General features: G+C 70.1%; 11 protein-coding genes. 4 read left to right on the forward strand and 7 right to left on the reverse strand.

Features of this window, described 5'->3' with window-relative positions:
* Nucleotides 1-100 precede the first annotated feature (100 nt).
* The 7 genes from pelG to GA0116996_RS17770 form a co-directional block, all read right to left on the reverse strand.
* Nucleotides 101-1,471 (reverse strand): exopolysaccharide Pel transporter PelG, encoded by a 1,371-nt coding sequence (pelG, locus tag GA0116996_RS17740; RefSeq protein ID WP_092314259.1) that lies wholly within the window; start codon nucleotides 1,469-1,471, stop codon nucleotides 101-103.
* A gap of 2 nt (nucleotides 1,472-1,473) precedes the next feature.
* Nucleotides 1,474-3,066, reverse strand: a complete 1,593-nt coding sequence (gene pelF, locus GA0116996_RS17745; RefSeq protein WP_092314261.1) for a GT4 family glycosyltransferase PelF — start codon at nucleotides 3,064-3,066, stop codon at nucleotides 1,474-1,476.
* Nucleotides 3,063-4,049: a tetratricopeptide repeat protein gene (locus tag GA0116996_RS17750; RefSeq protein ID WP_092314263.1), complete on the reverse strand. Its 987-nt coding sequence runs from the start codon at nucleotides 4,047-4,049 to the stop codon at nucleotides 3,063-3,065. Before GA0116996_RS17750 ends, pelF begins: the two co-directional genes overlap by 4 nt.
* Nucleotides 4,042-5,481, reverse strand: a complete 1,440-nt coding sequence (locus GA0116996_RS17755) for a PelD GGDEF domain-containing protein (RefSeq protein WP_092314265.1) — start codon at nucleotides 5,479-5,481, stop codon at nucleotides 4,042-4,044. The genes GA0116996_RS17750 and GA0116996_RS17755 overlap by 8 nt, the downstream gene beginning before the upstream one ends.
* Before the next feature lie 65 nt (nucleotides 5,482-5,546).
* Nucleotides 5,547-6,119, reverse strand: coding sequence for a penicillin-binding protein activator LpoB (locus GA0116996_RS17760; protein WP_183284520.1), 573 nt, complete (start codon nucleotides 6,117-6,119; stop codon nucleotides 5,547-5,549).
* 67 nt (nucleotides 6,120-6,186) lie between these two features.
* Nucleotides 6,187-10,275 carry a tetratricopeptide repeat protein gene (locus GA0116996_RS17765; protein ID WP_092314267.1) on the reverse strand — a complete coding sequence of 1,363 codons (4,089 nt, stop codon included), beginning with the start codon at nucleotides 10,273-10,275 and terminating at the stop codon, nucleotides 6,187-6,189.
* The gene (locus GA0116996_RS17770; protein ID WP_092314269.1) at nucleotides 10,238-13,126 is read right to left on the reverse strand and encodes a bifunctional glycoside hydrolase/polysaccharide deacetylase family protein; all 2,889 of its coding nucleotides are present in this window, start codon (nucleotides 13,124-13,126) and stop codon (nucleotides 10,238-10,240) included. The genes GA0116996_RS17765 and GA0116996_RS17770 overlap by 38 nt, the downstream gene beginning before the upstream one ends.
* Nucleotides 13,127-14,127: 1,001 nt before the next feature.
* Between GA0116996_RS17770 and GA0116996_RS17775 the strand changes: the two genes are divergently transcribed.
* From GA0116996_RS17775 to GA0116996_RS17790, 4 genes are all read left to right on the forward strand, one after another.
* The gene (locus GA0116996_RS17775; protein ID WP_012356773.1) at nucleotides 14,128-14,331 is read left to right on the forward strand and encodes a cold-shock protein; all 204 of its coding nucleotides are present in this window, start codon (nucleotides 14,128-14,130) and stop codon (nucleotides 14,329-14,331) included.
* A 221-nt stretch (nucleotides 14,332-14,552) separates the two neighbouring features.
* Nucleotides 14,553-15,425 carry a presqualene diphosphate synthase HpnD gene (gene hpnD, locus GA0116996_RS17780; protein WP_092314271.1) on the forward strand — a complete coding sequence of 291 codons (873 nt, stop codon included), beginning with the start codon at nucleotides 14,553-14,555 and terminating at the stop codon, nucleotides 15,423-15,425.
* A gap of 61 nt (nucleotides 15,426-15,486) precedes the next feature.
* Complete coding sequence (gene shc / locus GA0116996_RS17785) at nucleotides 15,487-17,565, forward strand: squalene--hopene cyclase (RefSeq protein WP_092314273.1); 2,079 nt, start codon at nucleotides 15,487-15,489, stop codon at nucleotides 17,563-17,565.
* Nucleotides 17,562-18,254 (forward strand): phosphorylase, encoded by a 693-nt coding sequence (locus GA0116996_RS17790; RefSeq protein ID WP_116602044.1) that lies wholly within the window; start codon nucleotides 17,562-17,564, stop codon nucleotides 18,252-18,254. The genes shc and GA0116996_RS17790 overlap by 4 nt, the downstream gene beginning before the upstream one ends.
* Nucleotides 18,255-18,336: the final 82 nt, after the last annotated feature.

Here is an 18,336-nt window from a genome sequence, read left to right on the forward strand (position 1 = left end):
CGGGCCAGGCCGAAGCCCGCCGGCTGCCGCAATGTTACCCAATCGCGGCCCATTCCGTCGAGACGCCCCGACGGGGGGTGCGCCGGCGTGCTCCCGGACGCTATTGCAGCATGTAGGTCTCGTACTCCAGCCGCTCCAGCTTGTGGTCGAGCATGGCCAGCGCCAGCGCCACCACCACCAGCAGCGACACCGCGAAGCCATAGCCGTACCAGGCCGGCCCCAGCTGCAGCGTCACCAGCGTCAGGGCGCAGTTCAGCACTACGAACAGCGCGGTCAGCAGCAACACCTCGCGGCGCCGGTCGAGGTAGAAGTAGATGTTGAGCACGCCCAGCAGCACTACCTGCAGGCTGGCGCCGATCACGTCCACATACAACAGCGGCAGGTACAGTTCGGAAATACCCAGCAGCCGCAGCACCCACACGCCCACCGCGAACAGCAGCAGCGCTGCGATCGCCTGCACCTTGACGATCTCGTACAGGCCCAGCCGGATGGTCTGGACCATGGTATTGCGCATGTCCTCGATATGCTCGAGCGAGCTGCCGCCGCGCACCGCATCGTAGAACGCGTCGTAGTATTCGACGAAATCGGTCTCGATGCGCACCAGAAACACCGCCATGCCGGGAATGATGGCGAGGTAGGCCAGGAACACCGGGATGTCGTAGATGATCGAGGCGCGCAGCGGCCCGATCACCTGGTGGCCGGTGGACGGCGCGTACCAGAACATGAACTTGTCGATCCAGATGCCCAGGTTGTAGAGCAGCCCGATCGCCACCAGGCTGGGGTAGGCATAGCGGCGCCGGAACACCTCGAACGAGATGAACTGGCGGCTGGTGTAGTTGCGGTAGATCAGCGTCACCATGCCGGTGAGCAGGCACAGCTGGCCCGCGACGAACCCGCCCAGCAGCCCTTCCATGCCGTAGCCGCGCAGCCCCAGCGCGGCCGCCACCGAGACCGCGTAGCCCAGCAGGAAGGTCCAGACGATGGCCTTGTACTGCTTCATGCTCGACAGGAAGATCGCGGCGATCCAGATATTGCTCAGCACCACGAAGCCCGCCACCATCAGCAGCCGGTACAGCACCGACTGCTCGCCGAAGCTGAACAGCGCGCACGCCACGCCGATGCCGCCCGACAGCACCGTGGCCAGCAGCGCCACGGCGTGGTAGTTGCTGAGGATCAGGTGGTCGCGCTTTTCGAACAGCCGGTCGGAGGTAAAGCGCGTGAACGACAGCTGCATCGGCCCGGTCAGGATCAGGCTGCCAGCGATCAGGTAGGTCACCGAGACCTGGAACTGCGTGATCAGCGTCCCCGGCACCACGAACGGCAGGCTCAGCATGCCGATCAGCAGGATGCCGACGATCGACAGGATCCACGGGCCCGAGCTGATGATGCCGGCATACGCATAGGCGCTCAGCATGCCGGACAGGTTGTCCCGCCGCAGCATCTTGCGCAGCTCGAATCCAATGCCAGCCATGCTCAGGCTCCTCCGTGGACCGGGCAGCGCGCGGGATTGCCGCCGTGCCGGGCTGCGTCAGGCGCGGTGCCGTCGGCCTGCGCCATCAGCCGTTGATACAGTTCGCGATAGCTGCCGACCATGCGCTCCTGGGTGTAGTAGCGCTCCACGCGCGCCACGCCCGCGGCTTGCGCCGCCTGCCAGCGCGCCGGCTCGCGCAGCAGCCCGAGCGCGGCCGCGGCCAGCGCGGCGGGGTCGGCAATGCGCACCACCTCGCCCGCCGGGCCGAGCGCGGCGTCCTCGCCGGGCAGGCCGAACAGCAGCTCGCGGCACGAGCCCACGTCGGTGGTCACGCACGGCACGCCGGCGGCAAAGCCTTCCAGCACCACCAGCGGCAGCGCTTCGCTGATCGAGCTGAGCACCAGCACGCCCACCTGCGGCAGCAGCGCGTCGATGCGCTGGAAGCCGAGGAATTTCACCTTCCGGCCCAGGCCCAGGCTTTCGGCCAGGCTGCGGCATTCGCGCGCGTATTCGGGGTCTTCGTCCTCCGGGCCGGCGATCCAGCCTTCGGCCTCGGGGTATTCGCGCACCACCGTCAGCATCGCGCGGATAAAGGTCTTGACGTCCTTGATCGGCACCACCCGGCCGATCAGGCACAGCACCGGCGGCACGCCCGGCTGGCGCCGCGCGCGCAGCGGCGCCAGGCGCGGCAGGTCGATGCCGTTGGGGATGCTGCGCGTGCGCGCCTCGGGCGCGCCGTCCTGCACCTGGCGGCGGCGATTGCCCTCGTACAGCGCGACGATGTCGTCGCCGGCGTCATAGCAGACCCTGCCCAGGGTTTCGAAAAAGCGCACCCACAGCTCGCGGAAATAGCTGATCTGGGAGATGTCGCGCTCGAACACATTGCGGTTGTCGCGGATCCACTGGCTCTGGAACAGGTCGATCTTGCGTTCCTTGGTATAGATGCCGTGCTCCGACACCAGCAGCGGGCGCTGGTTGCGGTGGCGCAGCAGCGCGCCGAGAAAGCCCGCATAGCCAGTTGAGACCGTATGGTAGACGCGCGCCGGGATCAGCCCGTCGGCAATCCGCACCAGCTGCCACAGCGGCTTGTGCATGATGCGCACGGTCCAGAAGTAATCGGTGAAGGACGGGTCGGTGCAGAAGCGCCGGTATTGGTCGGTGATCGTCTGCCAGGCACGGCGGCTGTACAGGAACGCATCCTCGCCCAGCGCGCCGCCCTCGCGCAGCGCCGGCATCAGTTCGCGGATCATCGCGCCGGCCTCGGCCTCGCGTCCCGGCTCGCGCAGCAGGTCGTGCAGGCGGTCGGCGGCATCGAACGCCTTCGCGTCGCCGCCGCGGCCCTGCGCCAGCGGCGGCGGCGGGAAGTCATAGAGGTAGTGCGTTTCCAGGTGAACCACGTTGGCCGGCAGCTGGTAGGCCATGTCGCCATAGTCCTCGCGCCGGCTGCCGATGAAGACGATGCCGAAGCGCAGCTCCGGAAACGCGCGGATCATCTGGTTGACCCAGCTCGAGACGCCGCCGCTCACGTACGGGAAGGTGCCTTCGAGCAGCAGCATGACGTCGGCCGACGCCGCTTTCAAGAGTATCTCGCTCATGATTGCCAGTACCGCAGCAGGGGCCGCACCAGCGGGAGCGGCGAGGGGCTGTCAAACGATGCCATCAGCTGGCGCACCGCGGCGTAGTCGCGTTCCAGGTAGGCGGCTTCGGCCAGGTGCGGCAGCACGCGCTCGCGCGCGAAGCCGAGCGCCTCGGCGCGCTGCAGCCAGGCGCGCGCCTCGCGCGGGGCGTTGCGCGCCAGCGCCAGGCGTCCGCGCATGTACCAGAGCGAGGCAATGCTGTCATCGTGCGACAGCGCCGCGCTGGCGTAGCGCTCGACCTGGCTGGCGGTATAGCGGTAGACGTCGCCCTGCACCAGGTTCTGGTAGATCAGTTCCCAGTACAGGTCGGCCAGGCGCTTGCTGATCTCGGCGCGCTCGCTCGGGCTGTAGGCGGTTTCCAGCCGTGGCAGTTCGGCCAGGATCTGCTGGGTCAGCTGCTTCTCGGCGCCATCCAGCATGCCGTAGGCCAGCAACCGGATATCGTCGGCGCTGTCGGCCAGCAGTTCGCGCAGCACCGGGCTGACGGTGCGCGCCGGCATCGACTGCATCGCCACCAGCGCGGTCATGCGCTCCGGCAGCGGCGCGCGCGCATTGCCCAGCTGTGCACGCAGCCGCGCGCCGCCGCCATGCGTGACGCGCGACATCAGGTGCGTGACGAATTCGGGCAGGCCCACGGTGCCGATGCCGCTGGTATCGATGCGGCGCGGGAACAGTTTCGACAGCAGGTAGCTGCCCACGCACACCAGCGCGCCGCCGAGCGGCACGAAGAAGCAGAACAGCGCCAGGAAACCGTAGCTCCATGCGAACGGTACGCGCAAGCGCCGCGGCAGCAGGCGCCACAGCAGCAACGCCGTCAGCGCCGCGGCCACGGCCTGCATGCCGAAGAACGCCAGCAGCAGCGCGGTGCTGTTGCCGGCGCGCGCCAGCAGCGCCAGCGCGGCGATCTGGGCGGCCAGGCCGCCGGCGCCAAGTTTAAACATGGGGCGCTTCCCCGGCCGCCGGTTTCGACCGCGCCGCCGTGCCGTCTACCTGGGCCCGGCGCAGCAGCTTGACCAGCGCCTCTTCCGCGCCGGTCGCGGGCACCGCCAGCGAGTAGACGCCGATGCCGGCGCTGGTGAAATCGGTGCCGAACTGCGCGCGCAGCATATCTTCGATGCGCACCAGGTAGGCCGCCACGGCCTGCGCATCGGACAGCGGCATCAGCGTCAGCATGGCGCGGTGATGGGGATTGACCAGCGGCCAGGCCACGTCCAGCGCGCGCCGGCTGCGCACCACCTGCTCGAACAGCGCATCGCGCTCGGGATCGGTGTCGAACACCAGCGCTACCACCGAGCTGTCGATGCCGGTCTCGCGCTGCAGCCGCGACAGGCGCGCATAGTCCAGCGCAAACGGATACGGGCACGCCGGCAGCGCCGCCAGGATGGTGCGGGTGGCGCCGGCATGCTCGACACCGTCGGCATAGTAGCCCAGCAGCACCATCAGCATCTGCAGGTTTTCATAGTTCAGCGACAGGAACGGCATGCGCTCGACCACCAGCAGGCCGATCAGGTGGTCGGAGCCCGCCAGCACCGGTGCCACTGCCACGTAACGGGTGCGCGCGTCGTGCTGCAGGCCTTCGGCGCGCAGGTGCGCGAGCTGGCGCGTGTCGAGGCAGTGGCGCACCAGCGGATCGTTGGGGTCCAGCGTGAAGGCCGGGCCGATGCTGGCCGCGGGCTCGGCGTCGACGCGCTCGCCATCGCAGGCGTAGAGCGCGGCCGCCTCGACCTGGCAGGCCTGCGCCACCACCTGCAGCACCGGCTGCGCTCCGGCCAGCACGTGGCCGCCGCGAGCGGCCTCTTCCAGCGCCACGCCGCGAAGCTGCGACAGGGTGTCGCGCAGCGTGGTGGGCCGCGCCAGCAGGTCGTTTTCCAGCCGCGAGTGGGAGATGCGCAGCAGGTAGTGGTTCTTGGTCAGCGCCGCCAGGCGCTCGTCCAGGTAGCGGTTCACGGCGCGCGCCCGCGCCAGGCGCGTGCCCCAGATATCGCCGAACTGCCCCGCCACCAGCACCAGCAGCAGGCCGCCCAGGAAGAACAGGCGCGGGAACGGGCCGGGCATCACGCCGGTCTGGTGATACAGGTACCACGCGCCCAGCAGCATCAGCACGCTGCCCACGCCGATCAGCGTGCCGTAGCGCAGCGCCAGGATCACCGGCAGCAGCCAGGCCCACGGAAAGCCCATGCCCAGCAGCAACGGGTTCTGCGGCAGCACCAGCCAGGCCAGCGCCAGCGCGGCCAGCATCGCCACTACCAGTTCCACCACGGCGGCCGGTCCGGTGACCGCGGGCGCGAGCAGGCGCGCATAGCGCCCGCCCAGGCCGATGCCCTGTCCCTGCCGCGCGCGATAGGTGTTGTCAGCCGTCTTGGCCACGCTCATCCCCTTGCTTCAACCATCCATCGCCGCGCTGGCGCGGCGCCGTGCCGATAAACGCCACCCCGGCCTCAACCCTGCATCAGCGGCGCCAGCAGGCGGCGCAGCAGCTTCTGCGCGGTGCCCGACAGGGAGGCGCGGCTCCAGCCGCTGTCGCTGCCGGTGGCGGACCACACCACTTCGCCGCTGTTCACGTCGAGCAGCTGCAGCGAGATGCCGACCGCCGGCTCGCCGTCCACGCCCACCTTGTAGCGCCATTCCTGCACCGCGCCGGTCAGCGCATAGCGGGCCTTCTCGGCGCGCGCCCATTCCAGCGCCTTGCCCACCGCCTCGCGCTCGGCCGGCTCGAACAGTGTTTCCGGGTTCAGCGCGGCAGGATAGCGCTTCAGGCTGGCCACGCCGCCGGTCTTCAACAGGCTCTCGGCGATGGCTTCGGCGCGCAGGCCGGCCTGCGGCGTCTCGGTGTAGTTGACGATCGGCAGCACCGCGATGGTCTCGCCGCGCGCCAGCGCCGGCGCGCGCCCGACGTCCGTCACCGCGCAGCCCGCCAGCCACAGCGCCGCGCCCAGTGCGCCGCACCATGCGGCCAGCCGCGCTGCTACCGTCCTGCCCGCCTTGCCCGTCATGCCCGTTTGCTTGTTCATGTTCATCCCCTTGTTTTCCGTATTGCCATGTCCTGTCGATGTCCTGCCGCTGCCTGCCCCGCCGCGCTCAGTACAACCAGCGGTAGCGCAATCCCAGTTCCGTCATCGGCCGCCCGCCGTTGCGCGCCGCGGTCTCGTGCGAGACATAGAGCGCCAGGTGGTCGTTGCCGAATACCGAGCCCGCCACGCCGCCCTGCACGCGGAAGTTCTGCCGCGCGCGGGTGTCGTGCAACAGCCCGATCTCGCCGAACGGCCGCCACTTGCGGGTGTATTCGTCCAGCAGCTCGGTGCCGAAGCCGAACAGCACGCCAGCCTGCGTGAAGCCCTGCGGCATGTAGAACGCCGGCGTCGCGGCTTCGCCGGCGGGCACCAGCGCGGCCTGGCGCGGCGTCAGGCTGCCGCCCTGGGTGCTGTAGCTGGCATGCGTCGCGACCACGCGCACGGTGTAGTCCGGATACGCGGTGCGGATCTTGTAGCCGGCCTCGACGTCATAGACCATGCCGTGGCCCAGCGTGCTGCGGTCCTGGCCGCGGAAGCGGCTGTACTCGATGCGCGCGCCGACGAACTCGCGCAGGCCGAAGCGCCACGTCGCGCCCAGCCCCAGCACGTCCTTGGCGCCCCCCACGCGCAGCGGCGCGGACTCGTCTGCCGGCTGGTTGAGCCCGGCCAGCGTGCTGAACTGCAGCCGGCCCTGCTGATTCCACTCGCCGAAGAAGCGCGCCGTGGCCATGGTGTCGAGGCCCTCGCGGTAACCCGCGGTGGCGCGCCAGCGCTGATTGCTGTCGCGATAGCCCAGCGACAGGTCGGCGCGCCGGTCCGACGACGGCACGTTGGCCAGCTGCTGCGGATCGGTGCTGCGCTGGTCGCGCCAGGTGCCGCGCAGGTTCAGGTCATAGCCATCCCACAACCGCACCCCGCCGGCCAGGCTGCCTTCGGTGAACTCCAGCGGCTTCTGGTGCATGAAGCGCACGCGCGGCTCGATCGCCTGGGCGTTGAACAGCAGCGCTTCGCGCAGGGTTTCCTGCAGCGCGTCGTCGGAGCGCGCGCGCTCCTGGGTCTCGAAGGCCAGCGTCTGCGCCGCGCCAAGACGGTCCAGCCGCTGGTTGGCCTCGATCTGGCTCGCCACCGGCACGCGGCCCGCCTGGCGCTCGAGGATGCGGTCCAGGCTGTTCAGGTCCTGCCGGTCCAGCGCGATCGCCACCTCGGCATACGCCGGGCGCTGCAGCCGGCTCGCGTACTGGCGTGCCAGCCAGCCGCGCGCCAGTTCGTTCGATTCCGCCGACAGCGCCCACGCCAGCGCCGCATCGCGGCCAGCTGCGGACAATGCGGCCTCGCGCCGCGCCGTGTCGCGCACGACCTCGGCGGGGACGGGCTCGCGCAGCGGCGGCAGCCCTTCGATCTCGCCCAGCTGCGACGGCGCCGCGGCGGCTGGCGAATTCAGTTCGCGCGCCGCCGTGGAAGCGCGGTCGGCGCGCAGCATCTGGATCACCAGTGCGCGCGAGACATCGCCCGAGGCAAAGATCTGCCCCAGCGCCACGGTCTGGCGGCGCAGGTCCGCGCGCGACGGCGCGCCCGAGGCGTTCTCGCGCTCCTCGTCGCCATCGGCATGGTCCGGGCCCATGCGCGCAGCGCCTGCGCCGCGCCGCGCCCAGCCACGATGCAGGTCGATCCACGCCTGGCGGCGCACGCGCCAGGCCATGTCGGTCTGGCCGACGGCTTCATAGGCGTCGGCCAGCAGGCTCAGCCAGAGCGGATCAGCGCTCTTGCCGTCGTTGAGCTTGCGCAGGTAATGCAGCGCCGCGCGCCCGTCGTGGAAGCGCATATGGCCAGCGGCAAAGGCGCCCCACAGGTCGGGACTGTCCTCGGCCTGGTCCTGCAGGCGGCGCATCACCGCGCGCACCTCGGTATCGCTGCCCTGGTCGACCAGCGTCCACAGCAGCGCCGCCAGCGTTTCGCTGTCGGCGTCCGGCAGGCCCGCGGCATGGCGCAGGTCGGCCAGGGCCTGCTCGCGCTGGCCCGTCACGCGGTAATACTCGGCGCGCCGCATCAGGAAGCGGCTCGACTGCCAGGCGGCGCGGCGCTGCTCCGCGCTCATGTCCTGCAGCAGCCGCTCGATGCGACGGTAGGCGTGGGCGCGCGTGTAGTAGTACAGCGCCAGCTCCAGCGAGGCCGGGCTGGCGCTGCGGCGCCAGTCGGCCTCGGCGATGCGGCCGGCGTCGATCGGGGTCTTGTCGTAGTAGGCGATCAGGTTGGAGAAGTCCGCTTCCTGCGTGGCGCGGACCTCGTCCACGCAGTCGTTGCGCGCCGGGCCCGCCGGCAGCTGCAGGCAGTGTTCGTCGCGGGTCTGCGCGGCCGCCATCATCAGATGCCGATAGCCGTCCTGCAGCAGGTCGTCGCGCTGATTGAGCCGGGCCAGCTCAGTGAACGTGCGCCAGAACAGCGGGTCGCGCGGACCCGCGGCGGCGCGCGCGGGCAGCATCGCGTCCAGCGCCTGGGGCAGCCGGCCGCGCACATAGAGCAGGTTGGCCAGCTTGAGCGCATAGGCCGGACGCGGGCCGAAGCGCTGCTGCAGCTGCGTATAGAGCTGGAAGGCGCGCTCGTCCTTGCCGGCGCGCTCGGCCAGCGCGGCGTGGCGCTCGATGATGTCGCGCGCCTTCGGACCCCGGCTCAGGCCTTCCAGGAAGCGCATGGCCTCTTCCGGCTCGCCCAGGCGTTCGTAGGTGGCCACCACCTCGTCCACCGTCTTCAGGTCCGACCCGCCCGCGCGGTGGCGCAGCGCGGCCAGGTAGGCGCGATCGTCGGACAGCCCCGGCGCCAGCCGCAAGACCGCGTCCCACGCGCGCTCGTCGTTGGTGGCGCGGGCATAGTCGAGCCAGCTCTTCAGCGCCACGGCCGGCTGGCGGTTCCATTCCGCCACCTGCGCCAGCCGCTCGCGCCAGACTGGCTCGCCCGGCAGCCGGCGCACCGCGGTCTCGGCCACGCGCTGGGCCTGGTCGAGCTTGCCCGCGGCGAGGAAGACGCGATAGGCCAGCTCGTAGTCGTCGGCATTGAATTTCGTGTCGTCCGGCTGCGGCGCCGCGGTCTCCTGTGCCGCGATCTTGCGCACGCCCAGCTGGCCGGAAGCGGCCAGCGCCTCGCGCAGGGCCAGGCCGCGCGGCCCGTCGAGAAACACCACGCCGCGCTCGTGCCACGGCTGGCTGGCGGCGATGCGCCGCACCTCGGCCTCGCGGGCGCCCAGGGCAGCCAGCGCGGCCGGGGCCGCATGGCCGGCATCGCGCAGCCGCGCCGATACCTTCAGCAGCCGCTCGACATAGCGGCTGGCCTGCTCAGGCTTGTTGGCTGCCAGCGCCAGCCGGGTCAGGTAGCGCAGCACCTCGGGGTCGTCGAGCAGCTTGCCGCCGTGGCGCTCGGCCTGCGCCAGCGCCTCGTCCAGCAGGTTGCCTGACTGCAGGGTCTGCACCGCCTTCAGGAACAGCGCGCGCCGCTCGGCCAGCGTGGTCGCGGCAGCCTGCTGCGCGAACAGTGCGTTGGCAGCGTCGCGGTAGTCGCCGCCGGCAATCGCCATCTCCGCCAGCTGGCGGTTCCAGAACGCCGCGTTGTTGCGGTCCTGGCTCGCCAGCGCGCTATAGAACCGGCGCATCGCCTCATCCGCGCCGGCCTGGCGCGCCTGCGTGGCCAGCGCCTGCAGGTCCGCCACGCTCCAGCGGCGGCCGGCGGCCTGGTCAAGCAAGCGGCGCAGCAGCACCAGGTTCTGTTCGCGTTCGGCCGTTTCCGGCAGCGCGGCCCAGGCGCGCTGCTGCGCGATCTCGATGCGCGTGCGCAGCACCTGGCCCGAGAGGTCGGTGCCCTGCACCGCCTGCATCCGCTCCAGCATCGCCTGCGCCTCTTCCAGGCGGCCGGTGCGCGCGTACTGCTCGGCCAGCACACCCATGAAGGCGGGATCGTCGGGCGTGACCTTCCACCAGGCTTCCAGGTAGGCCATGGTCACCCCGTCGATGGTGCGGCCCTGCCCCAGCAGCCGTTCACGCAGGGTTTCGCGCGGGAACATCAGCGCCAGGCCGATGCCCACGATCGCGGTAAAGGTCAGCACCAGCGTCGGCGGCAGCAGCCGCTCGCGCTCAGCCGGCGCAGCGGACTTCGACTTGTTGCCTGACATGATTGGGGTCGGTCACGGGTGCGGTATCGACGCGCAGCGTGTTGCGCTCGCGCACGGCCGGCACCGCCTTGCCATCGACGCTGACGCGGCAGTGGCCGGCGTTGGCCAGGCGGAAGAACGGCTTGAAGTAGCCACTGAAGGCAAAACGGGTGACGCCGTCGCGCTGCGACCAGTCGCGCACGATGCCGCTGGCTTCCGCCAGCTGCGGCGTGGCCGACGCCGGGGCCGCGGCTTCGCGCAAGTTAAAGCGCGCGTCGCCGCCGTCCAGGTGCAGGTAGACACCGCCGCCGGGCGCCGGCGAGGTTCCGGTCACGCCCTTCGCCGCGGCAACGTCGGGCAGGCCCGCGCCGCTCCAGCGCAGGTTGCGCAGGTTGCCGTCGCCGCGCACGATCCATTGCGTGCCGCTGCTGCCGTCGCCCACTTCGCGCGCCACCGCCATCTCTTGCCAGTCGAGCACCTTGCGCACGTAGTCGGTCGAATGCAGCGGCAGCAGCGGCTGCGCCAGCACGTAGTCATAGACCTTGCGCAGCGCCTTCAACGACGCCGGCTTGGTGCCGGAGTAGCTGTGGTAGTAGATGTTCACGGGCTTGAAGCGATACGGCCGGTCGGTCAGCTCGAAGGTCTCGATCACGCGCTCGAAGCCGTAGAACGGGCCGTGCCACAGGTTGGTGTAGACGTTCTCGTTCTGGTTGGGCGCGAACACCTGGAAGGTGCCGCCGGGCTTATTGATGCCCAGCGGCGCGATCGCGGTCCAGCTGGGATTGCTGCGCGTGATCAGCGTGTCGCCACCGTTCATGTTGAGCACGCGCGCCTGCTCGGTCAGCCTCAGCGCCTCGGCCGGCGGCTGGCAGTCGCCCGACCACAGCAGCAGGCTGACCGGCTTGCCGGCGGGTGCCAGGCTGCGGTTGATGTAGTCGATGGAACCGCCGATCTCGCGGTTCAGGTCCATGGTGTAGCCGGGGATGTTGAGGTGGAAGGGCTTGTCGCCCGCGCCCGCCGCGGCGTTGCCGCCCTGGGCCGGCTGGGCCGGCTGTGCCGGCACCGTGCGCGCCCACTCGAACGGGTGCGAGAAGGTGTGGCTGGCCACTTCGACATAGGGCTGGGCAAAGATCTTGCGCGCGATCGGCTCGAGCTCGGCGGCGAGCTTCGGGTACATGCCGTCGCGGCTGACCTCGCCCTGGATCACCGACATGGTCATCGGCAACCGGTAGCGGTCGAAGATCTCGCGGAACAGCACCTCGCCGGAGAAGCCGCCGCCGGGAATCTCGGCGCGCGAGGCAAAGCCGTCGCCATCGATATGGATGGTCAGCAGGCGGCGGCCGTTCTCGGTAGTGACGTCAGGCACCGGCATCGCGGGCAGGCGCAGCGCCTCGCGCAGGAAGTCCAGCGGCTGCACCACCCAGCGGCTGTCGGCGGTGCCGATGCCGCTCTCGTGCACCGCGTACGGCCCCAGCACATAGCCGCCCCACGGCGTGATGGCCGCGGCGTCATAGGTCAGCGTGCCGGAACGCAGGCGCAGCAGCGTGCGGAAGCCGTCGCCGTCGGGCACCTGGATCGCCTCGGCCTGGTTGCGGTCAGGCGCCACCGGCATCTCGAAGCCCATCATCGGGTCCTTGGCCAGCACCTCGACCGGCCCCGACACGCGCCCCCTGACCGCCTTCAGGCCGAAGCCGCGCGCCACCGCGCCACTGACGCTGGTGCCGAAGTCGTTCAGGAACACCACCGGCATGCCTTGCGCCATGCGCGCCTGCACCCAGGCGTGGAAGCGGGCCGGCTGCGCCGTGACCTTGCCCGTCAGGTACATCACCACGCCGGCATAGCGGTCCGGCCCGATCTCGGGCAGTTCCTCGCTGGTGTCGGCAAACTCGACGCGGTAGCCCAGGTAGTTGAGCGGCATCGAGACGAAGCGCACGCCCTCGGACTGGTCGATCGCCACGCCCGGGCCGCGCTCCTGCACCACCAGCACGCGCCGCGGCAGCACTTCGACCTTGCCGATGCCGATGGTCTGCAGGCCGGGATCGGCAACATAGGGGGTGATGCCCAGCGCGCGGATGCGGCGCGCGGTGTCGCGCGCGCAGCGGCGGTCCGCCGGCGGGCAGTAGTCGATCGACACCACCGGCAGCCGGTATTGCTCGCGGATGGTGCGCGCCTGCGCCAGCAGCCAGTCGCGGTCGGCCTGCGGCACCTCGACATAGCGGCCCTGGGCCTGGTTCCAGCCGCGGAACAGCGACTCGAAGGCGACGGCATACGCCAGGCTGTGCACCTGCGGCAGAATCTCGAAGCCACGGTTGAAGATCAGCCGGGCGTCGGGGTAGCGCGCCTTGATCGCGCGCACCACGCGCACCAGGCCGGCTTCCTGCCGCGCGCGCTCGGCGTCGGTCCTGGCGGCGAGCTGGTACGAGTCCAGGGTATCGAGGAAAAAGCCGCGAAAACCCCGCGCCCACAGCGGCGCGATCACCTTGTCGACATAGAAGGCGGGCCAGCCGTCGGCCGCCTGGTCGATCACCGGCGCGTTCCACGCATCGTTGCGGCCGACAAACCAGCTCTTGGGAATGTCCTTGAAATATGGGCGGCCTTCCAGCACCTCGCCCACGCTGACATAGGCAAACCAGGCGGTCGCGGGGGTGGCGACCTGGCGCGGGTCGAAGCCGCTGTCGGGCTCGACCACGGCGATATCAAAGGCCTGCAGCGCGTCAACCGGCGGCTTGGCGCCGTAGTGCAGCGCGATCGACGGCATGGCCGGCGCGGGTGCCGCAGCGGCGGTCACCGGCTGTGCCACGGCGGCCCCCGCCGCACTGAGGGAAAAAGTAGCCGCCAGGCCCAGCGCGGCACGCTGCGCAAGATGGCCCATCCAGGCTATCCATCCCGGCCGGCATGGCGTGCGGCCACCCCGGCCGCGCCGGCTGCCTTGCGCTTCCCCCAGTCGATTCACAGCGTGCTTCCCTTAATTTTTTACGCACCCGAAGTGCACGGTGCCAGACATTTTAGGGCGGTTCGCGACCGCATGGCGCCTGGTTCTGACCGTTACTTCGGAAAAGTCCGATGGTATCCGGCATCCGCATGCTAGAGCAGGCGCCGGGGCCGTATTGTCAACAATTGTCCCGAAAAGGAGACATGGAGCCGGCTTGCACGTTAACGGCGGCCGGCGTCGGCCGATGGTTGGTCCACCGGCTCAGCCAGCCTGGGGAAGATCGATCCTCGCTACGCCCGGCGACGTCAGTGTCCGTTACCGATTTCCGGACAGCCCGGTTTCCCACCACCTGAAATCCTTGCTCTCATTCTCTTATGTATGGACGCGCATGCAGGCCATTGGCTCATGTATTGGCATGCATAACCTGCCCGCGGTCACGGGTGTTGTGGTTTATCCGCATAATGTTATATCCGCGCCGGACCGACCTCACCCGAACGCGGTACGAACGGTGCCGTAAAAATTTGTAAAAAAGATGGCACCAGCTTGTAGCGGGCGGCAGCCCATTATGCACGACAACATGGCACGCGGCCCGACAGCGGTGCACGCACAGGCAAACGCGACAATAAAAAATCAGGGAATTCACTGAATCGGTACTGAAGTAGAAAACGCTAATATCTCCTGTCGGAACCTCTCATCATGATTAGGCGCTTAGCCTGATTGACACACTGGGAAAATTCGGCAGAATGATTCCCACTTGTGCAGCGCCCATTCGGTGTGTCATTTGGTGTTGTCGTTCCGTGACGCTTTCGGTTGTCACGACAGCGACATATCGAAGTCATATGGAATGCGCTGGCGGGGAACATAAAAGATCCGCTGGGTGCGTTGCACACGGTGTATAACGAGCGTCTTCGCTCATTTTGAAATTCAAGGTTGAGATAGATATGGAAACCGGTACCGTTAAGTGGTTCAACGACGCCAAGGGCTTCGGCTTCATCACGCCGGACGAAGGCGGCAATGACCTGTTCGCGCACTTCTCCGCCATCGAAGGCTCGGGCTTCAAGTCGTTGAAGGAAGGCCAGAAGGTGCGCTACGTCAAGGCCATGGGCCAGAAGGGCGAGCAAGCCACCAAGATCCAGGCCCTCTGATACCGGTGAAGTCCGGGCTGGCCCGAAGGGCCGGCCGGCACGAAAGCCCCGCAGAAGTGCGGGGCTTTTTGTTTTGGCGCAACCATGCTGCAGCACGGTTGCGCCCGCGCCGTTGCAGGTGAAATTGCTATAATCGCCCGACCCACAACCACCTCCCGTGCGGGTGCGCGCCAACGCCGCGCGGCCGGCGCGGGACGGTAAGCAGCGTGTCGAGGAGTTACGTGGCCGGTACTCAGATCGCAGCTTCAGACAGCCGTGCCGCCATCGGCGGCCAGGCTGGTCCCGCCGCCTCGTCGGGCAGTTCCTTCCATGCCGCGCTGCGCATCCTGCCGGCGGCACAGCGCCAGGCCATGTTCGAGATCTACGCGTTCTGCCGCGCCGTCGACGATATCGCCGACGGCGATGCACCGCATGCCGGGCGCCTGGCCGCGCTCGACGCCTGGCGCCGCGACCTCGCCGCCTGCTACGCCGGCAACCCGCCCGCGCCGCTGCAGCCGCTGTGCGCGCAGATCCGCGCCTTCGACTTGCAGCAGGCCGACTTCCTCGCCGTGATCGACGGCATGACCATGGACGTGGTGCAGGATATCCGCGCGCCCGACGCCGCCACCCTCGACCTGTACTGCGACCGCGTGGCCAGCGCGGTAGGCCGGCTGGCGGTGCGGGTGTTCGGTATGGAGACGGATTGCGGGATTGCGCTGGCGCACCACCTGGGCCGCGCGCTGCAGCTGACCAATATCCTGCGCGATATCGACGAGGATGCCGCCCTTGGCCGGCTCTACCTGCCGGCCGAGGCGCTGGCGGCGGCCGGCATTGCGGCCGACATCGCGTCCACGCCCGCGGCAGTCGCCGCGCACCCGGCACTGGGCCAGGCGTGCGCCGCCGTGGCGCGCGAGGCCCAGGCCCACTACGACCAGGCCGGGGCCATCATGGCGCGCTGCCCGGCACGCCAGGTGCGTTCGCCGCGCATCATGGCCGAGGTCTACCACCGCATCCTGGCGCGGCTGTGCGCGCAGGGCTGGCGGGCGCCGCGCCAGCGCGTGCGCCTGCCGCGCGCGCAATTGCTCTGGATCGTGCTGCGCCACGCCATTGGCTGAGCGCGGCGAGCCCATGCAAGCCGGGCCCGGGCCACGCCGGGCGCCGGCACAAGGAGGCTGCATGTCGTTGAACGAGACCGCCTTTGCCAACGCCGCGCCGCAGGTCGATTCCGCGCCGCGCCAGCCGGCCGGCCCGCAGCAAGCGCCGGCCACGCGCCTGCCCGCGCCGGCGCTCGACCACGGCATCGACCGGGCGCTCGACACGCTGCTGCGCCAGCAGCGCCCCGATGGCCACTGGGTCTACGAACTCGAAGCCGACGCCACCATCCCCGCCGAATACGTGCTGATGGTGCACTACCTCGGCGAAGCGCCTGACCTCGACCTGGAAGCGCGCATGGCACGCTACCTGCGCCGCATCCAGAACCCGGACGGCGGCTGGCCGCTGTTCCATCAGGGACGCTCCGACGTCAGTGCCAGCGTCAAGGCGTATTTCGCACTGAAGATGGCGGGCGACGATCCGCAGTCCGCGCCGATGCAGCGCGCGCGCCAGGCCATCCACGCCATGGGCGGCGCCGAGGCCAGCAACGTGTTCACGCGCACGCTGCTGGCGCTGTACGGCGTGCTGCCATGGAAGGCGGTGCCGATGATGCCGGTCGAGATCATGCTGCTGCCGCGCTGGTTCCCGTTCCACCTGTCCAAGGTTTCGTACTGGGCCCGCACGGTGATCGTGCCGCTGCTGGTGCTGAACAGCCTGCGCCCCCAGGCGCGCAACCCGCGCGGCGTCGGCATCAACGAACTCTTCGTCGGCAACTGCCACACGGTGGGCCTGCCGCCGCGCGCGCCCCACCAGCATGCCGGCTGGTACACGGTGTTCCGCGGGCTCGATGCACTGCTGCGCGTGGCCGAGCCGCTGTTCCCGCGCACGCTGCGCCGGCGTGCCATTGCCGCGGCACAGCGCTTCGTGAGCGAGCGCCTCAACGGCGAGGACGGCCTGGGCGCGATCTTCCCGGCGATGGCCAACAGCGTGATGATGTTCGACGTGCTGGGCGTGCCGCCCGACGATCCGGCGCGCGCGGTGGCGCGGCGTTCGCTCGAGCGCCTGCTGGTCGAGCACGGCGACGAGGCCTATTGCCAGCCCTGCCTGTCGCCGGTGTGGGACACCGCGCTGGCCACGCACGCGCTGCTGGAAACCGGCGATGCGCGCGCGGCGCAGGCCGCCGGGCGCGCGCTGGACTGGCTCAGGCCGCTGCAGGTGCTGGACCTGCGCGGCGACTGGGCGGTGCGCCGCCCGCTGGTGCGCCCCGGCGGCTGGGCCTTCCAGTACGCCAACGCCTACTACCCCGACGTCGACGACACCGCGGTGGTGGCCGCCGCCATGGACCGCTTCATGCGCGCGCACCATGCGCCGGGCCGCTATGGCGAAGCGGTGGCGCGCGCCACCGAGTGGATCGTCGGCATGCAGAGCGGCAACGGTGGCTGGGGCGCGTTCGAGCCCGAGAACACGCACCTGTACCTGAACAACATCCCCTTCGCCGACCACGGCGCGCTGCTGGACCCGCCCACCGCGGACGTGTCGGCGCGCTGCCTGTCGATGCTGTGCCAGACCGGCGCCACCCCCGGCAAGAGCGAGCCCGCCGCGCGCGCGCTGCGCTACCTGCTGGCAGAGCAGATGCCCGACGGCAGCTGGTTCGGCCGCTGGGGCACCAACTACATCTACGGCACCTGGAGCGCGCTGTGCGCGCTGAACGCCGCCGGCCTGCCCCCTGCCGCGCCCGAGCTGCAGCGCGCGGTGGCGTGGCTGGCGCGGATCCAGAACGCCGACGGCGGCTGGGGCGAGGACGGCAGCAGCTACCGGCTCGACTACCGCGGCTACGAGCCCGCGCCCAGCGTGGCCTCGCAAACCGCGTGGGCGCTGCTGGCGCTGATGGCTGCGGGCGCCGCGCAGCATCCGGCGGTGGCACGCGGCATCGACTACCTGCTGCGCACGCAGCAGCCCGGGGGGCTGTGGCATGAGCCACGCTTTACCGCGGTGGGCTTCCCGCGCGTGTTCTACCTGCGCTATCACGGCTATGCGCGCTACTTTCCGCTGTGGGCCCTGGCGCGCTACCGCAACCTGCGGCGCGGGCAGATGGGCCAGAGCGGCCAGAGCGGCCAGAGCGGCCAGAGCGGCCAGAGCGGCCAAGTGTCGTGGGGTCTGTGACGGCGCCGTTCGTGCTGGTCGTCACCGGCATGGCGTTCGAGGCGCGCATCGCGGCCGGGCCGCACTGCCGCGTGGTGCACGGCGTGCGCGGGCTGGCGCTGGAGCAAGAGGTGTCGGCCATGGCCAGCCGGCAGTGCATGGGCATCCTGAGCTTTGGCGTGGCGGGCGGGCTGGAGCCGACGCTGGCGCCGGGCGATGTGGTGCTGGCGGATGCGGTGTGCGCGCCCGGCGAGCGCTACGACACCGATACCACCTGGCTGCGCGCCATGCACGCGGCGCTGCCGCACGCGCGCATCGGGACCGCGGCCGGGGCCGACCAGCCGGTCCTGTCGGTGGCGGCCAAGGCATCGCTGCAGCGGGCCACGGGAGCGCTGTGCGTCGACATGGAATCGCATCTGTCGGCGCGCATGGCGGCGGCGTGCCGGCTGCCGTTCGCGGCTTGCCGGGTGGTCATCGATCCGGCTTCCCGTGCCGTGCCGGCAGCCGCCGCGGCGGGCATGGGCGATGACGGCAAGACCGATGTGGCCGCGGTGCTGGGCGGGCTGCTGCGTGCGCCGCGGGAACTGCCGGCGCTGCTGCGCCTGGCCGGCGACGCCGCGGCCGCGCGGGGGGCGCTACGCGCGGCGCGGCTGGCGCTGGGGGATGCCTTTGGCTTGCGGGATATGCGCTCGCAGCAAGCTGATTTTTGAACGGCTGGTAGGGGTACTCCCTCTCTCCGCTTGCGGCAGTGGGAGCAAACCCGCAGCAGCATCATTGCCTCAAGCCTTGCAA

Source organism: Cupriavidus alkaliphilus (genome assembly GCF_900094595.1).
Taxonomy (GTDB): domain Bacteria; phylum Pseudomonadota; class Gammaproteobacteria; order Burkholderiales; family Burkholderiaceae; genus Cupriavidus; species Cupriavidus alkaliphilus.

Bases quoted from the DNA above. Each gene is read 5' to 3' on its own strand.
- pelG (WP_092314259.1), bottom strand. From the start codon at position 1,471: ATGGCTGGCATTGGATTCGAGCTGCGCAAGATGCTGCGGCGGGACAAC.
- pelF (WP_092314261.1), bottom strand. From the start codon at position 3,066: ATGAGCGAGATACTCTTGAAAGCGGCGTCGGCCGACGTCATGCTGCTG.
- GA0116996_RS17750 (WP_092314263.1), bottom strand. From the start codon at position 4,049: ATGTTTAAACTTGGCGCCGGCGGCCTGGCCGCCCAGATCGCCGCGCTG.
- GA0116996_RS17755 (WP_092314265.1), bottom strand. From the start codon at position 5,481: ATGAGCGTGGCCAAGACGGCTGACAACACCTATCGCGCGCGGCAGGGA.
- GA0116996_RS17760 (WP_183284520.1), bottom strand. From the start codon at position 6,119: ATGAACAAGCAAACGGGCATGACGGGCAAGGCGGGCAGGACGGTAGCA.
- GA0116996_RS17765 (WP_092314267.1), bottom strand. From the start codon at position 10,275: ATGTCAGGCAACAAGTCGAAGTCCGCTGCGCCGGCTGAGCGCGAGCGG.
- GA0116996_RS17770 (WP_092314269.1), bottom strand. From the start codon at position 13,126: ATGGGCCATCTTGCGCAGCGTGCCGCGCTGGGCCTGGCGGCTACTTTT.
- GA0116996_RS17775 (WP_012356773.1), top strand. From the start codon at position 14,128: ATGGAAACCGGTACCGTTAAGTGGTTCAACGACGCCAAGGGCTTCGGC.
- shc (WP_092314273.1), top strand. From the start codon at position 15,487: ATGTCGTTGAACGAGACCGCCTTTGCCAACGCCGCGCCGCAGGTCGAT.